Origin of the sequence: Pseudomonas protegens, assembly GCF_003732485.1 — a bacterium.
Taxonomy (GTDB): domain Bacteria; phylum Pseudomonadota; class Gammaproteobacteria; order Pseudomonadales; family Pseudomonadaceae; genus Aquipseudomonas; species Aquipseudomonas protegens_B.
Genome location: NZ_MOAK01000036.1, coordinates 5461 through 24342, shown reverse-complemented (window position 1 = coordinate 24342; position 18882 = coordinate 5461). Strand labels below are relative to the sequence as shown.

Genomic DNA, 18882 nt, shown 5'->3' with positions numbered 1-18882 from the left:
CTGCTTGTCGGTCCACTGTTCGCTGGTGGCCAGACTCAGGTTGGTCACGGCGTTACCGTTAGGCAGATAGCGAACTTCGGGATCCTGGCCGCAAGTACCGACCAATATGACTTTGTTAACCCCACGGGCCATAACGTTCTCCTAGGCTTCGCGCGGCGACGGCGCTGAGTTGACCAACTGCTCGAGCGTCGCGCGATCCAATAATTCGGTGTCCAATTTGATGTAAATGGCAGCCTCTTCGGCCACCACCACGGCATCTGTTACTCCAGCGACGGCTTTCAGGCGCTCGACCAGACCGGCTTCGCGGATCGCTTCAGGCGATAACGGCAAGCGCAGGCTCGTCACATACGGAGGCTCGCGCATGGTAACAGCAAAGCCCAGCCAGAGTGCAGCCAGACCTGCGCATCCAAGGAACACAACCGACAAACCGCCATGCTGGAACAACCAGCCGCCGAGGATGCCGCCCAGTGCCGAGCCGAGGAACTGGCTGGTGGAGTACACCCCCATCGCCGTGCCCTTGCCGCCTGCCGGCGAGACCTTGCTGATCAGCGACGGCAAAGACGCCTCCAGCAGGTTGAATGCGGTGAAGAACACCACGGTGCCGATCACCAGCGCCCGCAAACTGTCGCCGAACTGCCAGAAGAATAGCTCGGTGAGCAGCAGCGTACTGACCGCGCCGAGCAGAACTCGTTTCATCTTGCGTTTTTTCTCGCCATAAATGATGAACGGGATCATGGCGAAGAAGGAAATCAGTAACGCGGTGAGGTAGACCCACCAGTGTTGCTCCTTGGGCAGGCCGGCCTTTTCCACCAGCGCCAGAGGCAAGGCGACGAAGCTCGACATCAGCATCGCGTGCAACACGAAGATACCAAGATCCAGGCGCAGCAAATCAGGATGCTTGAGGGTCGGGATCAATGCCTGGCGCGCCACGCCGGACTCGCGGTGCTGCAACGGTCCAGAGGAACGCGGCACCATGAAAGCGATGATCAGGATGCCCACCAGCGCCATGGCACCCGTGGCCAGGAACAGCCCGGACAGTCCAAAGCTGCGGGTCAGCAGCGGACCGACCACCATGGCCACGGCGAAAGACAGGCCGATGGTCATGCCGATCATGGCCATGGCCTTGGTCCGGTGCTGCTCGCGGGTCAGGTCCGAGAGCAGCGCCATCACTGCGGCGGAAATCGCCCCGGCACCTTGCAGGATACGTCCGGCGATCACGCCCCAGATCGAATCGGCATTGGCCGCCAGCGCACTGCCCAGGGCGAACACGATCAACCCCAGGTAAATCACTGGGCGACGACCGATACGGTCGGAAATGATGCCGAAGGGAATCTGGAAAACCGCTTGGGTCAGGCCATAGGCGCCAATCGCCAGGCCGATCAGAGCCGGGGTCGCTCCTGCGAGATCCATTCCATAGGTCGCCAGGACCGGCAGTACCATAAACATGCCAAGCATACGGAAGGCGAACACCAGGGCCAGACCGCTCGCTGCGCGGGTCTCGCTGCCACTCATGCGTTCGCTGTGGGGATCGTGCATGGATAAACCTCATGTGAACCGGCGGCGATTCTACCAGTCCGATCGATTGAGGGGGTATATGGCGACGCTTTGCCGCGCAGCCCCCAACAGCGAGCAAAAAAGCACCGCATGATAGTGTGCATCCATCCAGTGTTTGGTTTTATACTCCTGCCTTTACGCCCGCCGATCGAGGCCACTTTTGGACAAGATTCTGATTCGTGGGGCCCGCACCCACAACCTGAAGAACATCGACCTGACCCTGCCACGGGACAAGTTGATCGTCATCACCGGGCTGTCTGGGTCCGGCAAGTCGTCCCTGGCTTTCGACACGCTTTATGCCGAAGGCCAGCGTCGCTATGTCGAATCGTTGTCGGCTTATGCCCGACAGTTCCTGTCGATGATGGAAAAGCCCGATGTCGACACCATCGAAGGGCTGTCGCCGGCGATATCCATCGAACAGAAATCCACCTCTCACAACCCGCGTTCCACCGTCGGCACCATCACCGAAATCTACGATTACCTGCGCCTGCTGTACGCCCGCGTTGGCACCCCGCGCTGCCCGGACCACGACATTCCGCTGGAAGCCCAGACCGTCAGCCAGATGGTCGATCTGGTGCTGGCTCAGCCCGAAGGCAGCAAGCTGATGCTGCTGGCTCCGGTCATTCGTGAGCGCAAGGGCGAACACCTTTCGGTCTTTGAAGAGCTGCGGGCCCAGGGCTTTGTGCGGGCCCGGGTCAACGGCAAGCTGTTCGAACTGGACGAGCTGCCGAAGCTGGATAAACAGAAGAAGCACTCCATCGATGTGGTGGTCGACCGCTTCAAGGTGCGTGGCGATCTGCAACAGCGTCTGGCGGAGTCCTTTGAAACCGCGCTGAAACTGGCAGACGGTATTGCCCTGGTGGCGCCGATGGACGACGAGCCGGGGGAAGAGATGATCTTCTCCGCGCGCTTCGCCTGCCCGATTTGCGGTCATGCCATCAGCGAGCTGGAACCCAAGCTGTTCTCCTTCAACAACCCGGCCGGCGCCTGCCCTACCTGCGACGGTCTGGGGGTCAAGCAGTTCTTCGACATCAAGCGCCTGGTCAATGGCGAGCTGACCCTGGCCGAGGGGGCGATTCGCGGCTGGGACCGGCGCAACGTCTACTACTTCCAGATGCTCGGTTCACTGGCGGCACACTACGGGTTCAGTCTGGAAGTGCCGTTCAACCAGTTACCCGCAGATCAGCAGAAAGTCATTCTGCATGGCAGCGGCACCCAGAACGTCGACTTCAAGTACCTCAACGACCGGGGCGACATCGTCAAGCGCTCCCACCCCTTCGAAGGCATAGTGCCAAACCTGGAGCGACGCTACCGGGAGACCGAATCGGCCACCGTCCGTGAAGAGCTGGCCAAGTTCCTCAGCACCCAGCCCTGCCCGGATTGCCGTGGCACGCGCCTGCGTCGCGAGGCTCGCCACGTCTGGGTCGGCGAGAAGACCCTGCCGGCGGTCACCAGCCTGCCCATCGGCGATGCCACGAACTACTTCGGTACGCTGAAACTCACCGGACGCCGCGGTGAAATTGCCGACAAGATCCTCAAGGAGATTCGCGAGCGCCTGCAGTTCCTGGTGAACGTCGGGCTCGACTATCTGACCCTGGATCGCAGCGCCGATACCTTGTCCGGCGGCGAGGCCCAGCGTATTCGCCTGGCCAGCCAGATCGGTGCCGGTCTGGTGGGGGTCATGTATATCCTCGACGAGCCGTCCATTGGCCTGCACCAGCGGGACAACGATCGGCTGCTGGGGACCCTGAAACACCTGCGGGATATCGGCAACACGGTGATCGTGGTTGAACACGACGAAGACGCTATCCGCTTGGCCGACTATGTGGTCGACATCGGACCGGGCGCCGGTGTGCACGGTGGACGTATCGTCGCCGAAGGCACGGCTGCGGAAGTCATGGCACACCCGGACTCGTTGACCGGCAAGTACTTGTCGGGCCGGGTGAAGATCGTGGTTCCGGCCAAACGTACGCCGCGCAACAAGAAGCTGTCCCTGACACTCAAGGGCGCTCGCGGTAACAACCTGCGCAATGTCGACCTGGAAATCCCCATTGGCCTGCTGACCTGCGTGACCGGAGTTTCCGGTTCGGGCAAGTCGACGCTGATCAACAACACCCTGTTCCCCTTGAGCGCCACGGCGTTGAACGGCGCCACGACCCTGGAGGCGGCTCCTCACGACAGCATCAATGGTCTGCAGCACCTGGATAAGGTCGTGGATATCGATCAGAGCCCGATCGGTCGTACTCCGCGTTCCAACCCGGCCACTTATACCGGGCTGTTCACACCGATTCGCGAGTTGTTCGCCGGGGTTCCAGAGTCCCGTTCCCGGGGCTACGGGCCTGGACGCTTCTCCTTCAACGTCAAGGGTGGACGCTGCGAAGCCTGCCAGGGTGATGGCTTGATCAAGGTCGAGATGCACTTCCTGCCGGACATCTACGTGCCCTGCGATGTGTGCAAGAGCAAGCGCTACAACCGCGAAACTCTGGAGATCAAGTACAAGGGCAAGAGCATCCACGAGGTGCTGGAAATGACCATCGAGGAAGCTCGCGAGTTCTTCGCTCCCGTCCCGGCCCTGGCGCGTAAGCTGCAGACCCTGATGGATGTGGGCTTGTCCTACATCAAGCTCGGCCAGTCGGCCACCACGCTGTCTGGCGGCGAGGCACAACGGGTCAAGCTGTCACGCGAGCTGTCCAAGCGCGACACTGGCAAGACCCTGTATATCCTCGATGAGCCGACCACTGGGCTGCATTTCGCGGATATCCAGCAATTGCTGGACGTTCTGCATCGCCTGCGTGATCACGGCAATACAGTGGTGGTCATCGAGCACAACCTGGATGTGATCAAAACTGCCGACTGGCTGGTGGACCTGGGGCCGGAAGGCGGCTCCAAAGGCGGCCAGATCATCGCCGTCGGCACCCCGGAACAGGTAGCGGAAATGCCGCAGTCCCATACCGGGCACTACCTCAAACCGCTGCTAACCCGCGATCGCGCCTGAGGCCCATGAAAAAGCCCCTGTCATCTCGCGGTGACAGGGGCTTTTTTACATCTCGGGCTTGACGCATCTACCGTAGGAGCGAGCTTGCTCGCGAACCGGCATCTACGCCTTCCGCAATCAGAACTGCGACTGCAGGTAGTTCTCCAACCCGATGGATTTGATCAGGCCCAACTGCTTCTCCAGCCAGTAGGTGTGATCTTCCTCGGTGTCTGCCAACTGGATACGCAGAATATCGCGGCTGACGTAGTCCTTGTGCAGTTCGCACAGCTCGATGCCTTTGCACAGCGCAGCGCGGACCTTGTATTCAAGGCGCAGGTCACTGGCCAGCATGTCCGGAACCGTGGTCCCGGTGTCGAGATCGTCAGGACGCATGCGCGGCGTGCCTTCCAGCATCAGAATGCGGCGCATCAGGGCATCGGCGTGTTGCGCCTCTTCTTCCATTTCGTGATTGATACGCTCGTAGAGCTTGGTGAAGCCCCAGTCTTCGTACATCCGCGAGTGGATGAAATATTGGTCGCGTGCTGCCAGTTCGCCCGTCAGCAACGTGTTGAGATAATCGATTACGTCCGGGTGACCTTGCATCGCCCTAAATCTCCCTGCTTGAAAGTGGATAGTGTGAACCAAGCTGACTTGCAGGTCACTTAGAAATAACTGAAAAAGTGAAGATTATCTGAGAAAAGCAGTATAAATAACGCAAAAACCGCCCAAATGAGGGCGGTTCTGCTTCTTATTTAGACTTACTTGAGCGATACGCCCAAAGCCTTGGCAATACCTTCGCCATAAGCCGGATCGGCTTTGAAGAAGTGCTGCAACTGACGATCCACCACATCCTCTGTCACGCCGGCCATGGCACCGGCGATGTTGTTGATCAGCAACGCCTTCTGCTCATTGTTCATCAGGCGGAACAGGGCACCGGCGTGGCTGTAATAGTCGGTGTCCTCGCGGTGATCATAGCGATCCGCCGCTCCGTTGAGCGCCAATGGTGGCTCCGCGTAGCGCCGTGCCTGCTTTGGCGCGTCGCTGTAGCTATTGGGCTCGTAGTTCGGTGCGGCACCGCCATTAGGGCCAAAAGCCATGGAACCATCGCGCTGATAGCTGTGCACCGGGCTCAAAGGCGCATTCACTGGCAGTTGCTGGTGATTGGTACCAACGCGATAGCGATGAGCATCGGCGTAAGCGAACACCCGACCCTGCAGCATGCGGTCTGGAGAAAGCCCGACCCCTGGCACCATGTTGCTTGGTCCAAAAGCGGCCTGTTCGACCTCGGCGAAGTAGTTCTGCGGATTGCGATTCAATTCCAACTCGCCCACTTCAATCAGCGGGAACTCTTTCTGCGACCAGGTCTTGGTCACATCAAATGGATTCTCGTAGTGCGCTGCGGCTTGAGCCTCGGTCATGACCTGGATGCATACACTCCATTTCGGGAAATCCCCTCGCTCAATCGCGGTGAACAGATCTCGCTGAGCGTAATCCGGGTCAGTACCCGCCAGACGAGCAGCCTCTGCCGGCGCCAGGTTCTTGATCCCCTGCTTGGTCTTGTAGTGCCACTTGACCCAGTGACGCTCGCCTTTGGCATTGATCAGGCTATAGGTGTGGCTGCCGAAGCCATGCATGTGACGGTAGCCATCAGGAATGCCCCGGTCAGAGAACAGAATAGTGACCTGGTGCAGCGCCTCGGGCGAGTGCGACCAGAAATCCCACATCATCTGTGCACTCTTCAGATTGCTTTGCGGCAGACGCTTCTGAGTATGGATAAAGTCAGGGAACTTCAGTGGATCACGGATGAAAAAAACTGGAGTGTTATTTCCTACGATGTCCCAGTTGCCTTCTTCGGTGTAGAACTTGAGGGCAAAACCACGCGGATCGCGCTCGGTGTCTGCCGAGCCACGCTCGCCACCTACTGTAGAGAAACGCAGGAAGGTTGGAGTTTGCTTGCCCACCGACTCAAACAGCTTGGCGCTGGTGTATTGCGTAATGTCGCGAGAAACCGTGAAGGTGCCATAGGCCCCCGATCCCTTGGCGTGCACGCGGCGCTCGGGAATATTCTCGCGGTTGAAATGAGCGAGCTTTTCGATCAGGTGAAAATCATCGAGAAGCAACGGGCCACGAGGGCCGGCAGAACGAGAGTTCTGGTTATCAGCGACAGGAGCGCCACTTGCGGTAGTAAGAATTTTAGTTTGGCTCATGCTCAATCTTCCTCTGTCAGTCTGTGAAACTGCCGGCTAATCGGCTGACAAAGAGTATTGACCACCAGTGTTACAACATCCAATGCATTACACATTAGCTAACGATAGAAATATCTAATACATGCAGACACAAAAAACCGGGCACTAGGCCCGGTTCTTTGTTTCAGACTGACGTCTTACTCAGCGGATACAGCTTCACCGCCGACAGCACGATCAACCAGTTCAACGTACGCCATAGGAGCGTTGTCGCCAGCGCGGAAACCGCACTTGAGGATGCGCAGGTAGCCGCCCTCACGGGTAGCGTAACGCTTGCCCAGGTCGTTGAAGAGCTTACCAACGATAGCTTTCGAACGAGTACGGTCGAAAGCCAGACGGCGGTTAGCCAGGCTGTCTGTCTTGGCCAAAGTGATCAGCGGCTCGGCAACGCGGCGCAGTTCTTTAGCTTTCGGCAGTGTAGTTTTGATCAGCTCGTGCTCGAACAGCGACACCGCCATGTTCTGGAACATGGCCTTGCGGTGCGAGCTGGTGCGGCTCAGGTGACGCCCACTTTTACGATGACGCATGGTTCATTCCTTACCAAACACAACGTTCGGTGATTACGACGATCAGGCAGTCGCCTTGTCGTCCTTCTTAAGACTTGCAGGCGGCCAGTTGTCGAGGCGCATGCCGAGGGACAGACCGCGGGAGGCCAGAACGTCCTTGATTTCGGTCAAGGATTTCTTGCCCAGGTTCGGAGTCTTCAACAGTTCTACTTCGGTACGCTGAATCAGGTCGCCGATGTAGTAAATGTTTTCCGCCTTAAGGCAGTTAGCCGAACGTACAGTCAGTTCCAGATCGTCAACCGGGCGAAGCAGGATCGGATCGATCTCGTCTTCCTGCTCGACTACCACTGGCTCACTGTCACCTTTGAGGTCGACGAACGCAGCCAACTGCTGTTGCAGAATGGTTGCAGCACGACGGATAGCCTCTTCAGGATCCAGAGTACCGTTGGTTTCCAGATCAATAACCAGCTTGTCCAGGTTAGTACGCTGCTCGACACGGGCGTTTTCCACCACGTATGCGATGCGGCGAACCGGGCTGAACGAAGAGTCAAGCTGCAAGCGACCAATGCTGCGGCTTTCGTCTTCATCGCTCTGACGCGAGTCGGCCGGTTCATAACCACGACCACGAGCTACTACGAGCTTCATGTTCAGGGCGCCGTTAGACGCCAGGTTAGCGATTACGTGATCGGGGTTAACGATCTCGACATCATGATCCAGCTGAATATCGGCAGCGGTAACCACCCCCGAACCCTTCTTCGACAAGGTCAGCGTAACTTCGTCACGGCCGTGCAGCTTGATAGCCAGACCTTTAAGGTTCAACAGGATTTCAATTACGTCTTCCTGTACACCTTCGATGGCGCTGTACTCGTGGAGCACACCGTCAATCTCGGCCTCGACTACTGCACAGCCGGGCATTGAGGACAACAGGATGCGGCGCAGCGCGTTGCCCAGGGTGTGGCCAAAACCACGCTCGAGAGGCTCGAGGGTGATCTTGGCGCGGGTTGGACTGACAACCTGCACATCAATATGGCGGGGTGTCAGGAACTCATTTACCGAAATCTGCATGGATGCACCTATTTTCTAGCCCTTACTTGGAGTAGAGCTCGACAATCAGGCTTTCGTTGATGTCGGCGGACAGATCACTGCGAGCTGGAACGTTCTTGAAAACGCCCGACTTCTTCTCAGTGTCTACTTCTACCCATTCTACGCGGCCACGTTGAGCACACAGATCGAGAGCTTGGACAATGCGAAGTTGATTTTTTGCTTTCTCGCGAACAGCAACCACGTCACCAGCACGAACCTGGTAGGACGGAACGTTAACGGTCTGACCGTTTACGCTGATCGACTTGTGCGATACCAGCTGACGGGATTCGGCACGAGTAGAACCGAAGCCCATGCGGTATACAACGTTGTCCAGACGGCATTCGAGCAGTTGCAACAGGTTTTCGCCGGTTGCGCCCTTCTTGCCAGCTGCTTGTTTGTAGTAGCCGCTGAATTGACGCTCGAGTACGCCGTAGATACGACGAACTTTTTGCTTTTCACGCAGCTGAGTACCGTAGTCGGATTGACGACCACGACGCTGGCCGTGGATGCCAGGAGCTGCTTCGATGTTGCACTTGGATTCGATAGCGCGCACGCCGCTCTTCAGGAAGAGATCGGTGCCTTCGCGACGAGCCAGTTTGCATTTTGGACCAATGTAACGAGCCATTCTTTACAATCTCCTGGATTACACGCGGCGCTTCTTCGGCGGACGGCACCCGTTGTGCGGGATTGGCGTCACGTCGGTGATGCTGGCGATCTTGTAGCCACAGCCGTTCAAAGCGCGGACTGCGGATTCACGACCTGGACCTGGGCCCTTGACGTTAACGTCGAGGTTCTTCAGGCCATATTCCAGCGCAGCTTGACCAGCACGCTCAGCAGCTACTTGAGCAGCGAACGGGGTGGACTTGCGAGAACCGCGGAAACCCGAACCACCGGAGGTTGCCCAGGAAAGAGCGTTACCTTGACGGTCGGTAATGGTCACGATGGTGTTGTTGAAAGACGCGTGGATGTGGGCGATGCCATCAACCACTGTCTTTTTAATCTTTTTACGAGGACGAGCAGCAGGTTTTGCCATGACTAAATTCCTGTCGATTCGCTGGTGCGATTACTTGCGGATCGGCTTACGCGGACCTTTGCGAGTACGCGCGTTGGTCTTGGTACGCTGACCGCGCACTGGAAGACCACGACGATGGCGCAGACCGCGGTAGCAGCCCAGATCCATCAAGCGTTTGATTTTCATGTTGATTTCGCGACGCAGGTCACCTTCAGTGGTGAACTTCGCCACTTCGCCACGCAGCTGTTCAATTTGCTCGTCGCTCAGATCCTTGATCTTCGCAGCTGGGTTGACCCCAGTCACTGCACAGATTTTCTGCGCAGTAGTGCGACCAACACCATAGATGTAGGTCAGCGAGATAACAGTATGCTTGTTATCTGGAATGTTAACGCCTGCAATACGGGCCATTCAGTGGGACTCCAATTGACAGCTACCTACGCCCCGGAAGCCAAGAAATAGGGCGCGAGATAATATCGCTGTAATAACAAATAATCAACCCGGCAGCGCACTAGCTGCCGGGCTTGAAGCACAATCACACTCAGCCTTGGCGCTGTTTGTGACGCGGTTCCGCGCTGCAAATTACTCGAACAACACCTTCGCGGCGAATAATCTTGCAGTTGCGGCACAGCTTTTTCACCGATGCACGAACTTTCATCACCAACTCCTCGAACCTTATGGATTAGCGCAGCATGCCGCTGCCGTAACCCTTCAGGTTGGCTTTCTTCATCAGGGATTCGTACTGGTGGGAAACGAGGTGCGATTGTACTTGCGACATAAAGTCCATAACAACCACGACCACGATCAGCAACGAGGTCCCGCCAAGGTAGAACGGAACGTTTGCAGCAACCACCAAGAACTGGGGCAACAGACACACGGCCGTCATATATAGAGCACCGAACATGGTCAAGCGGGTCAGAACGCCATCAATGTAGCGCGCCGACTGCTCACCTGGACGGATGCCCGGAATAAAGGCACCGGACTTCTTCAGGTTTTCCGCTACGTCTTTCGGATTGAACATCAACGCCGTATAGAAGAAGCAGAAGAAAATAATCCCTGCACTAAACAGCAGAATATTCAACGGCTGACCAGGAGCGATCGACTGCGAGATGTCCTGCAACCAGCCCATACCTTCAGACTGACCGAACCAGGCACCCAACGAAGCCGGAAACAGCAAAATGCTGCTCGCGAAGATAGCAGGAATTACACCGGCCATATTCACTTTCAGCGGCAAGTGGCTGGTCTGCGCAGCAAACACCTTACGGCCCTGCTGACGCTTGGCGTAGTGAACAGCAATGCGACGCTGACCACGCTCAATGAACACCACAAAACCGATAATCGCTACTGCCAGCAAACCGATCGCAACCAAGGCGAAAATATTGATATCACCCTGACGTGCAGACTCGAAAGACTGCCCGATCGCTCTCGGAAGACCGGCGACGATACCTGCGAAAATCAACATCGAGATACCGTTGCCAACACCACGCTCAGTAATCTGCTCACCCAGCCACATCATGAACATCGCACCAGCCACAAACGTGGATACCGCGACGAAATGGAAGCCAAAGTCACCAGTGAACGCAACGCCCTGCCCTGCCAGACCAACGGACATACCGATGGCCTGAACCAGAGCTAGGACGACAGTGCCGTAGCGGGTGTACTGGCTGATCTTGCGACGGCCAGCTTCACCTTCCTTCTTCAACTGCTCCAGCTGCGGACTGACGGCTGTCATCAGCTGCATGATGATCGAAGCCGAAATGTACGGCATGATCCCCAGTGCAAAGATGCTCATCCGCTCCAGCGCGCCGCCGGAAAACATGTTGAACAAGCTAAGAATGGTCCCCTCATTCTGTCGAAACAGGTCTGCGAGTCGGTCCGGGTTGATACCTGGAACCGGGATGTGTGCGCCTATTCGGTAGACGATAATCGCCAGGAACAGAAAACGCAGACGAGCCCAGAGTTCAGACATACCGCCTTTGCCGAGCGCAGAGAGAGCACCTTGCTTAGCCATTTATTCCTCGAACTTGCCGCCAGCTGCTTCGATAGCCGCACGCGCACCTTTGGTGGCTGCGATGCCCTTGATAGTCACAGCGCGAGTAACTTCGCCGGACAGCATGATTTTCACACGCTGAACGTTTTGGTTAATCACGTTGGCATCTTTCAGGGACTGCACGGAGACGATATCGCCTTCCACTTTGGCCAGCTCGGACAGACGCACTTCTGCGCGATCCATGGCCTTCAGGGAAACGAAACCGAACTTCGGCAGGCGACGATGCAGCGGCTGTTGACCGCCTTCAAAGCCTGGAGCAATGGTGCCACCGGAGCGGGAGGTCTGACCTTTGTGACCACGGCCACCAGTCTTACCCAAACCACTACCGATACCACGGCCCGGACGATGCTTTTCGCGACGGGAACCCGGCGCTGGACTCAGATCATTGAGTTTCATCGATTAACCCTCGACACGCAGCATGTAGTAAGCCTTGTTGATCATCCCGCGGTTCTCGGGAGTATCTTGGACTTCTACAGTGTGACCGATGCGACGCAGACCCAGACCCTTAACGCACAGTTTGTGGTTAGGGATGCGGCCGGTCATGCTTTTGATCAGCGTTACTTTAACGGTAGCCATGATCAGATGATCTCCTGGACGCTTTTGCCACGCTTGGCGGCAATGGATTCAGGGGACTGCATAGCTTTCAAACCTTTGAAAGTGGCGTGAACCACGTTTACCGGGTTAGTCGAGCCGTAGCACTTGGCCAGAACGTTCTGAACGCCAGCAACTTCGAGAACGGCACGCATAGCGCCGCCTGCGATGATACCGGTACCTTCAGAAGCAGGCTGCATGTACACCTTGGAAGCACCGTGAGCGGACTTCATAGCGTACTGCAGGGTAGTGCCGTTCAGATCAACTTGGATCATGTTGCGGCGAGCAGCTTCCATTGCCTTCTGGATCGCAGCAGGCACTTCACGCGACTTGCCACGGCCGAAGCCAACACGGCCCTTACCATCACCAACCACGGTCAACGCGGTGAAGGTGAAGATACGGCCGCCTTTTACGGTTTTGGCTACGCGGTTAACTTGAACCAGCTTCTCAATGTAGCCTTCGTCGCGCTTTTGGTCGTTATTTGACATAACTTAGAACTCCAGCCCAGCTTCACGAGCAGCATCAGCCAGCGCCTTGACGCGGCCGTGGTACTTGAAGCCAGAGCGGTCGAAAGCCACCTGCGAGACGCCAGCGGCTTTTGCACGCGTAGCGACCAGCTGGCCAACCTTAGTGGCCGCGTCGATGTTGCCAGTGGCGCCATCACGCAGTTCTTTATCCAAAGTCGAAGCACTTGCCAGGACTTTGTTGCCGTCGGCCGAAATGACCTGGGCGTAGATGTGCTGCGAAGAGCGGAACACGCAGAGACGCACGACTTCGAGTTCGTGCATTTTCAGGCGTGCTTTGCGAGCGCGACGCAGTCGAGTAACTTTTTTGTCGGTCATTTGCTATGCCCTACTTCTTCTTGGCTTCTTTACGACGGACGACTTCGTCCGCGTAGCGCACACCTTTACCTTTGTAAGGCTCTGGTGGACGGAAGTCGCGGATCTCAGCGGCCACTTGACCTACCAGCTGCTTATCGATGCCCTTGATCAGGATATCGGTCTGGCTAGGAGTCTCAGCGGTGATGCCTTCCGGCAGTTCGTAATCCACTGGATGCGAGAAGCCGAGGGCCAGGTTCAGCACTGTGCCTTTTGCTTGTGCCTTGTAACCAACACCGACCAGCTGGAGCTTGCGCTCGAAGCCTTGGCTAACGCCTTGGACCATGTTGTTTACCAGAGCACGAGTGGTACCGGCCATTGCACGAGTTTGTTGGTCGCCATTGCGAGCAGCGAAACGCAGCTCACCAGCTTCCTCAACAATTTCAACGGACGAGTGAACGTTCAGTTCGAGAGTGCCCTTGGCACCCTTCACCGAAAGCTGTTGGCCGGCGAATTTAACTTCGACACCAGCTGGCAGCTTAACGGGGTTCTTAGCGACGCGAGACATGCTTATCCCCCCTTAGAACACAGTGCAAAGAACTTCGCCGCCGACACCGGCAGCGCGCGCAGCACGATCAGTCATCACACCTTTGTTGGTGGAGACGATAGACACGCCAAGACCGCCACGTACTTTCGGCAGTTCTTCAACGGACTTGTACTGACGCAGGCCTGGACGGCTAACGCGCTTCACTTCCTCGATGACCGGACGGCCTTCGAAGTATTTCAGCTCGATGGACAGCAGAGGTTTGATTTCGCTGCTGATCTGATAACCCGCGATGTAACCTTCGTCCTTCAGGACTTTTGCTACAGCCACCTTCAGCGTGGAAGACGGCATGCTTACGACGGACTTTTCAGCCATCTGGGCATTACGGATTCGAGTTAGCATGTCCGCTAACGGGTCCTGCATACTCATGGGCTAGATGCTCCTGATACAAAAAGAATTAGCCTTGCGGCTACAACTGTCGCCGAGAAATTCCGGGCAAAAAACACGGGCTCAGGCGAGCCGGTCATTCTAGACACACCCCAGAAATGAATCAAGCCCCAAAAGGGGCTTGATTCAGGTTCAAGGCCACCGGTGATCGGGATCTTGCGAGCCCGAACACCGCGACTTTGATAGCTATTACCAGCTGGCTTTAACCAGACCTGGTACGTCACCACGCATTGCAGCTTCACGCAGCTTGTTACGGCCAAGGCCGAACTTGCGGTAAACGCCGTGCGGACGACCAGTCAGGCGGCAGCGGTTACGCATGCGCGAAGCACTTGCGTCACGTGGCTGCTTCTGCAGAGCTACGGTAGCTTCCCAACGAGCTTCTGGACTTGCGTTCAGATCCACGATGATAGCTTTCAGCGCTGCACGCTTGGTGGCGTACTTGGCAACGGTGAGCTGACGCTTCAACTCACGGTTTTTCATGCTCTTCTTGGCCATTTTCCTACTCCAATCAGTTGCGGAACGGGAATTTGAAAGCACGCAGCAGAGCGCGGCCTTCATCATCGTTCTTGGCAGTGGTGGTCAGGGTAATGTCCAGACCGCGGAGAGCATCGATCTTGTCGTAATCGATTTCCGGGAAAATGATCTGCTCTTTCACGCCCATGCTGTAGTTGCCACGACCGTCGAAGGACTTGGCATTCAGGCCGCGGAAGTCGCGAACCCGAGGCAGGGAGATCGACAGCAGACGATCCAGGAACTCGTACATACGCTCACGGCGCAGGGTCACTTTGACGCCGATCGGCCATCCTTCGCGGACTTTGAAGCCAGCGATGGATTTACGAGCGTAGGTCACAACGACTTTCTGGCCGGTGATCTTTTCCAGGTCAGCAACAGCATGCTCGATGACTTTTTTGTCGCCGATTGCTTCGCCCAGACCCATGTTCAGGGTGATTTTGGTAACGCGCGGAACTTCCATCACGTTCGAAAGCTTAAGTTCTTCCTTAAGTTTCGGAGCGATTTCCTTCCGGTAAATCTCTTTTAGTCGTGCCATGGTCTTCTACCTAGCAGTGTTCAAGCATCAACCGCTTTTTGGGTCGACTTGAAGACACGAATTTTTTTGCCGTCTTCTACTTTGAAACCAACGCGGTCAGCCTTGTTGGTTTCGCCGTTGAAAATGGCGACGTTGGAAGCGTGCAGTGGCGCTTCTTTCTCGACGATACCGCCCTGTACGCCCGACATCGGGTTAGGCTTGGTATGACGCTTGACCAGGTTCAGGCCACCGACAACCAGACGGTCGTCAGCCAGAACTTTAAGCACCTTACCGCGCTTACCTTTGTCTTTGCCGGCGATCACGATGATCTCGTCGTCACGACGAATCTTTTGCATGTCGGATCTCCTTACAGCACTTCTGGGGCGAGCGAGACGATCTTCATGAACTTCTCAGTACGAAGTTCACGGGTCACTGGCCCAAAGATACGGGTGCCGATCGGCTCTTGCTTGTTGTTCAACAGAACAGCAGCGTTGCCATCAAAGCGGATGATGGAGCCGTCTGCACGACGAACACCATGGCGAGTGCGGACTACAACAGCAGTCATCACTTGGCCTTTTTTCACCTTACCGCGAGGAATTGCTTCCTTGACGGTAACTTTGATGATGTCACCGATACCAGCGTAACGACGATGGGAGCCACCCAGCACCTTGATGCACATAACGCGGCGAGCGCCGCTGTTATCGGCCACATCGAGCATGGATTGAGTCTGAATCATATAATTTCTCCGACCCCTAGCCCTTAGACTTCCACAGCGCGTTCGAGAACATCAACCAGAGCCCAAGACTTGGTCTTGGCCATCGGACGAGTTTCACGAATAGTGACTTTGTCGCCGATGTGGCACTGATTGGTTTCGTCGTGCGCGTGCAGCTTAGTCGAACGCTTAACGTATTTACCGTAGATAGGGTGCTTAACGCGACGCTCGATCAGAACGGTGATGGTCTTGTCCATCTTGTCGCTGACAACACGGCCAGTCAGCGTACGGACAGTTTTTTCGGCTTCAGCCATGATTACTTACCTGCCTGCTGGTTGAGCACAGTCTTCACGCGAGCGATGTCACGCTTAACTTGCGAGAGCAGATGAGACTGCCCCAACTGGCCAGTTGCTTTCTGCATACGCAGATTGAACTGGTCGCGCAGCAGGCCGAGCAGTTGCTCGTTCAGCTGCTGTGCGGATTTTTCACGAAGTTCATTCGCTTTCATCACATCACCGTCCGTTTAACAAAGGAGGTGGCGAGCGGCAGCTTTGCAGCAGCCAGGGCGAAAGCCTCACGCGCCAGCTCTTCAGAAACACCCTCGATTTCATACAGGACTTTGCCTGGCTGAATCTGGGCAACCCAGTATTCGACGTTACCCTTACCTTTACCCATCCGAACTTCGAGTGGCTTCTTGGAAATAGGCTTGTCCGGGAATACACGGATCCAGATCTTGCCACCACGTTTTACGTGACGGGTCAGAGCACGACGCGCTGACTCGATCTGACGAGCGGTGAGACGACCACGAGCAACAGACTTCAGCGCGAACTCGCCGAAGCTGACTTTGCTACCGCGCAATGCCAGACCACGGTTGTGGCCGGTCATTTGCTTGCGGAACTTCGTACGCTTTGGTTGCAACATTTGGCGTACCCCTTACTTAGCAGCTTTTTTACGAGGCGCAGGTGCTTGCGGCTTCAGCTCTTCTTGGCGACCACCAATTACTTCGCCTTTGAAGATCCAAACCTTCACACCGATCACACCGTAAGTGGTGTGAGCTTCGTAGGTGGCATAGTCGATATCGGCACGCAGGGTGTGCAGTGGCACACGACCTTCGCGATACCATTCAGTACGTGCGATTTCAGCACCGCCGAGACGACCGCTCACTTGGATTTTGATGCCTTTGGCACCAATGCGCATGGCGTTCTGTACAGCGCGCTTCATAGCACGACGGAACATTACGCGACGCTCCAGCTGCTGAGCTACGCTCTGCGCAACCAGCATACCGTCGAGCTCCGGCTTGCGGATCTCTTCGATATTGATGTGCACAGGCACACCCATTTGCTTGGTCAGGTCCTGACGCAGCTTCTCAACATCTTCACCTTTCTTGCCGATCACGATGCCGGGACGAGCGGTGTGGATGGTGATGCGTGCAGTTTGAGCCGGACGATGGATATCGATACGGCTTACGGACGCGCTTTTTAGTTTGTCTTGGAGATACTCACGCACATTCAGATCTGCGAGCAAATAGTCCGCATAAGTCCGACCGTCTGCGTACCAGACGGAGGTGTGCTCCTTGACGATTCCCAGGCGAATGCCAATGGGATGTACTTTCTGACCCATCTCTTCGACTCCGTTACTTGTCAGCAACCTTGACAGTGATATGGCAAGACCGCTTGACGATGCGATCAGCACGGCCTTTGGCACGTGGCATGATGCGCTTCAGCGAACGCCCTTCGTTGACGAAAACGGTGGAGACCTTCAGGTCATCAACGTCTGCGCCTTCGTTATGCTCGGCGTTGGCTACGGCCGACTCCAGCACTTTCTTCATGATCTCGGCGGCTTTCTTACTGCTGAAAGCCAACAGGTTGAGCGCTTCGCCCACCTTCTTCCCGCGGATCTGGTCGGCGACCAAGCGGGCTTTCTGGGCGGAGATTCGAGCGCCCGACAACTTAGCGGCTACTTCCATCATTCCTTACCCCTTAACGCTTGGCTTTCTTGTCAGCCACGTGCCCGCGATATGTACGGGTACCGGCGAACTCGCCCAGTTTGTGGCCGACCATGTCTTCGTTCACGAGAACTGGAACATGTTGACGACCGTTATGCACAGCAATGGTCAGACCGACCATTTGTGGCAGGATCATGGAACGGCGCGACCAGGTCTTAACTGGTTTGCGATCGTTCTTTTCCGCCGCCACTTCGATCTTCTTCAGTAGGTGAAGATCAATAAAAGGACCTTTTTTCAGAGAACGTGGCACTGTCGTATCCCTCTATTTACTTGCGACGACGGACGATCATTTTGTCGGTACGCTTATTACCACGAGTCTTCGCGCCCTTAGTCGGGAAGCCCCATGGCGATACCGGATGACGACCACCAGAGGTACGACCTTCACCACCACCATGTGGGTGGTCAACCGGGTTCATGGCAACACCACGAACGGTTGGGCGAACGCCACGCCAGCGTTTGGCACCAGCTTTACCCAGCGAACGCAGGCTGTGCTCGGAGTTCGAGACTTCGCCCAGGGTCGCACGGCACTCAGCCAGCACTTTACGCATCTCACCAGAACGCAGACGCAGGGTCACGTAGACACCTTCACGAGCGACCAGCTGAGCCGAAGCACCAGCCGAACGAGCGATTTGCGCGCCTTTACCTGGCTTCAGTTCGATGCCGTGTACGGTGCTACCAACTGGAATGTTGCGCAGTTGCAGAGCGTTGCCCGGCTTGATCGGTGCCAGAGCACCTGCGATCAGCTGGTCGCCAGCGCTCACGCCTTTAGGGGCGATGATGTAGCGACGCTCGCCATCTGCGTACAGCAGCAGAGCGATGTGAGCAGTACGGTTTGGATCGTATTCGATACGCTCGACAGTGGCAGCGATGCCATCTTTGTCGTTGCGACGGAAGTCGACCAGACGGTAATGCTGCTTATGACCACCACCAACGTGACGAGTGGTAATGCGGCCATTGTTGTTACGACCACCAGACTTCGACTTCTTCTCGAGCAGCGGTGCGTGAGGAGCGCCTTTATGCAGCTCCTGATTGACCACCTTGACCACAAAACGGCGGCCAGGGGAAGTCGGTTTGCATTTAACGATTGCCATGATGCACCCCTTCCTTACTCAGCACTGCTGCTGAAATCGAGATCTTGGCCTGGCTGAAGGGAGATAACTGCCTTCTTCCAGTCATTACGCTTGCCCAGACCGCGAGCGGTACGCTTGCTCTTACCCAGAACATTCAGGGTAGTAACACGTTCCACTTTCACGCTGAACAGGCTTTCGACGGCCTTCTTGATTTCCAGCTTGGTTGCATCAGTAGCAACCTTGAAAACG

Annotated in this window: 30 protein-coding genes; 1 reads left to right on the top strand and 29 read right to left on the bottom strand. The window is 56.3% G+C overall.

The genetic code is table 11. The features are described from left to right. On the bottom strand, positions 1 to 132 hold a 132-nt coding region (gene ssb, locus BLX41_RS33560; protein WP_123410680.1), incomplete at its 3' end, for a single-stranded DNA-binding protein. A 9-nt stretch (positions 133 to 141) separates the two neighbouring features. Then, positions 142 to 1536, bottom strand: a complete 1395-nt coding sequence (locus tag BLX41_RS07040; RefSeq protein WP_123724306.1) for an MFS transporter — start codon at positions 1534 to 1536, stop codon at positions 142 to 144. Between the two features lie 178 nt (positions 1537 to 1714). On the opposite strand from BLX41_RS07040, the gene uvrA reads away from it, so the two are divergent. Then, entirely contained in the window at positions 1715 to 4549 is a 2835-nt protein-coding gene (uvrA, locus tag BLX41_RS07035) for an excinuclease ABC subunit UvrA (RefSeq protein WP_123724305.1), read from the top strand. Positions 4550 to 4666: 117 nt separating this feature from the next. Here the strand turns inward: uvrA and bfr are convergent, their stop codons facing one another. The 27 genes from bfr to rplW all read right to left on the bottom strand — a co-directional run. Beyond that, positions 4667 to 5131, bottom strand: coding sequence for a bacterioferritin (gene bfr / locus BLX41_RS07030; protein WP_025129396.1), 465 nt, complete (start codon positions 5129 to 5131; stop codon positions 4667 to 4669). Positions 5132 to 5286: 155 nt separating this feature from the next. Continuing rightward, entirely contained in the window at positions 5287 to 6735 is a 1449-nt protein-coding gene (locus BLX41_RS07025; protein WP_123724304.1) for a catalase, read from the bottom strand. Between the two features lie 176 nt (positions 6736 to 6911). Beyond that, positions 6912 to 7298, bottom strand: a complete 387-nt coding sequence (rplQ, locus tag BLX41_RS07020; RefSeq protein ID WP_007924175.1) for a 50S ribosomal protein L17 — start codon at positions 7296 to 7298, stop codon at positions 6912 to 6914. 42 nt (positions 7299 to 7340) lie between these two features. Then, on the bottom strand, positions 7341 to 8342 hold the full coding sequence (locus BLX41_RS07015) for a DNA-directed RNA polymerase subunit alpha (RefSeq protein ID WP_007970428.1): 1002 nt from the start codon (positions 8340 to 8342) through the stop codon (positions 7341 to 7343). Positions 8343 to 8364: 22 nt separating this feature from the next. Further along, positions 8365 to 8985 (bottom strand): 30S ribosomal protein S4, encoded by a 621-nt coding sequence (rpsD, locus tag BLX41_RS07010; protein ID WP_011063772.1) that lies wholly within the window; start codon positions 8983 to 8985, stop codon positions 8365 to 8367. Positions 8986 to 9003: 18 nt separating this feature from the next. Continuing rightward, on the bottom strand, positions 9004 to 9393 hold the full coding sequence (gene rpsK / locus BLX41_RS07005) for a 30S ribosomal protein S11 (protein WP_007924177.1): 390 nt from the start codon (positions 9391 to 9393) through the stop codon (positions 9004 to 9006). A 30-nt stretch (positions 9394 to 9423) separates the two neighbouring features. Further along, complete coding sequence (gene rpsM / locus BLX41_RS07000; RefSeq protein ID WP_003186020.1) at positions 9424 to 9780, bottom strand: 30S ribosomal protein S13; 357 nt, start codon at positions 9778 to 9780, stop codon at positions 9424 to 9426. Between the two features lie 130 nt (positions 9781 to 9910). Further along, entirely contained in the window at positions 9911 to 10027 is a 117-nt protein-coding gene (rpmJ, locus tag BLX41_RS06995; protein WP_002555468.1) for a 50S ribosomal protein L36, read from the bottom strand. Between the two features lie 24 nt (positions 10028 to 10051). Then, complete coding sequence (secY, locus tag BLX41_RS06990; protein WP_007924182.1) at positions 10052 to 11380, bottom strand: preprotein translocase subunit SecY; 1329 nt, start codon at positions 11378 to 11380, stop codon at positions 10052 to 10054. Next, positions 11381 to 11815 carry a 50S ribosomal protein L15 gene (gene rplO / locus BLX41_RS06985; protein WP_043192539.1) on the bottom strand — a complete coding sequence of 145 codons (435 nt, stop codon included), beginning with the start codon at positions 11813 to 11815 and terminating at the stop codon, positions 11381 to 11383. It abuts the gene before it with no gap. 3 nt (positions 11816 to 11818) lie between these two features. Continuing rightward, positions 11819 to 11995 (bottom strand): 50S ribosomal protein L30, encoded by a 177-nt coding sequence (gene rpmD / locus BLX41_RS06980; RefSeq protein WP_003176408.1) that lies wholly within the window; start codon positions 11993 to 11995, stop codon positions 11819 to 11821. Positions 11996 to 11997: 2 nt separating this feature from the next. Continuing rightward, a complete protein-coding gene (gene rpsE / locus BLX41_RS06975) occupies positions 11998 to 12498 on the bottom strand; it encodes a 30S ribosomal protein S5 (protein WP_007924184.1) in 501 nt (166 codons plus the stop codon). A gap of 3 nt (positions 12499 to 12501) precedes the next feature. Next, positions 12502 to 12852, bottom strand: a complete 351-nt coding sequence (rplR, locus tag BLX41_RS06970) for a 50S ribosomal protein L18 (RefSeq protein ID WP_003186037.1) — start codon at positions 12850 to 12852, stop codon at positions 12502 to 12504. 10 nt (positions 12853 to 12862) lie between these two features. After that, positions 12863 to 13396 carry a 50S ribosomal protein L6 gene (gene rplF, locus BLX41_RS06965; protein ID WP_025129400.1) on the bottom strand — a complete coding sequence of 178 codons (534 nt, stop codon included), beginning with the start codon at positions 13394 to 13396 and terminating at the stop codon, positions 12863 to 12865. Between the two features lie 12 nt (positions 13397 to 13408). Then, entirely contained in the window at positions 13409 to 13801 is a 393-nt protein-coding gene (gene rpsH / locus BLX41_RS06960; protein WP_011063773.1) for a 30S ribosomal protein S8, read from the bottom strand. Between the two features lie 207 nt (positions 13802 to 14008). Beyond that, on the bottom strand, positions 14009 to 14314 hold the full coding sequence (gene rpsN, locus BLX41_RS06955; protein WP_003228726.1) for a 30S ribosomal protein S14: 306 nt from the start codon (positions 14312 to 14314) through the stop codon (positions 14009 to 14011). A gap of 13 nt (positions 14315 to 14327) precedes the next feature. After that, complete coding sequence (gene rplE, locus BLX41_RS06950) at positions 14328 to 14867, bottom strand: 50S ribosomal protein L5 (protein WP_003210069.1); 540 nt, start codon at positions 14865 to 14867, stop codon at positions 14328 to 14330. 20 nt (positions 14868 to 14887) lie between these two features. Continuing rightward, complete coding sequence (gene rplX, locus BLX41_RS06945; RefSeq protein WP_007896770.1) at positions 14888 to 15202, bottom strand: 50S ribosomal protein L24; 315 nt, start codon at positions 15200 to 15202, stop codon at positions 14888 to 14890. Between the two features lie 11 nt (positions 15203 to 15213). Next, the gene (gene rplN / locus BLX41_RS06940; protein ID WP_002555479.1) at positions 15214 to 15582 is read right to left on the bottom strand and encodes a 50S ribosomal protein L14; all 369 of its coding nucleotides are present in this window, start codon (positions 15580 to 15582) and stop codon (positions 15214 to 15216) included. Positions 15583 to 15605: 23 nt separating this feature from the next. Continuing rightward, positions 15606 to 15872 carry a 30S ribosomal protein S17 gene (gene rpsQ / locus BLX41_RS06935; protein WP_003194644.1) on the bottom strand — a complete coding sequence of 89 codons (267 nt, stop codon included), beginning with the start codon at positions 15870 to 15872 and terminating at the stop codon, positions 15606 to 15608. A 2-nt stretch (positions 15873 to 15874) separates the two neighbouring features. Beyond that, entirely contained in the window at positions 15875 to 16066 is a 192-nt protein-coding gene (gene rpmC, locus BLX41_RS06930) for a 50S ribosomal protein L29 (protein WP_002555481.1), read from the bottom strand. After that, positions 16066 to 16479, bottom strand: a complete 414-nt coding sequence (gene rplP, locus BLX41_RS06925; RefSeq protein ID WP_003228729.1) for a 50S ribosomal protein L16 — start codon at positions 16477 to 16479, stop codon at positions 16066 to 16068. The genes rpmC and rplP overlap by 1 nt, the downstream gene beginning before the upstream one ends. A 12-nt stretch (positions 16480 to 16491) precedes the next feature. Continuing rightward, positions 16492 to 17178, bottom strand: coding sequence for a 30S ribosomal protein S3 (gene rpsC / locus BLX41_RS06920; RefSeq protein ID WP_007924192.1), 687 nt, complete (start codon positions 17176 to 17178; stop codon positions 16492 to 16494). 13 nt (positions 17179 to 17191) lie between these two features. After that, positions 17192 to 17524, bottom strand: coding sequence for a 50S ribosomal protein L22 (gene rplV, locus BLX41_RS06915; protein ID WP_003103908.1), 333 nt, complete (start codon positions 17522 to 17524; stop codon positions 17192 to 17194). 13 nt (positions 17525 to 17537) lie between these two features. Beyond that, on the bottom strand, positions 17538 to 17813 hold the full coding sequence (gene rpsS / locus BLX41_RS06910) for a 30S ribosomal protein S19 (protein WP_002555486.1): 276 nt from the start codon (positions 17811 to 17813) through the stop codon (positions 17538 to 17540). A gap of 16 nt (positions 17814 to 17829) precedes the next feature. Then, positions 17830 to 18654: a 50S ribosomal protein L2 gene (rplB, locus tag BLX41_RS06905; RefSeq protein ID WP_011063775.1), complete on the bottom strand. Its 825-nt coding sequence runs from the start codon at positions 18652 to 18654 to the stop codon at positions 17830 to 17832. A 14-nt stretch (positions 18655 to 18668) separates the two neighbouring features. Beyond that, positions 18669 to 18882, bottom strand: a 214-nt coding sequence (rplW, locus tag BLX41_RS06900) for a 50S ribosomal protein L23 (RefSeq protein ID WP_259744505.1), incomplete at its 5' end; no start/stop codon positions are given.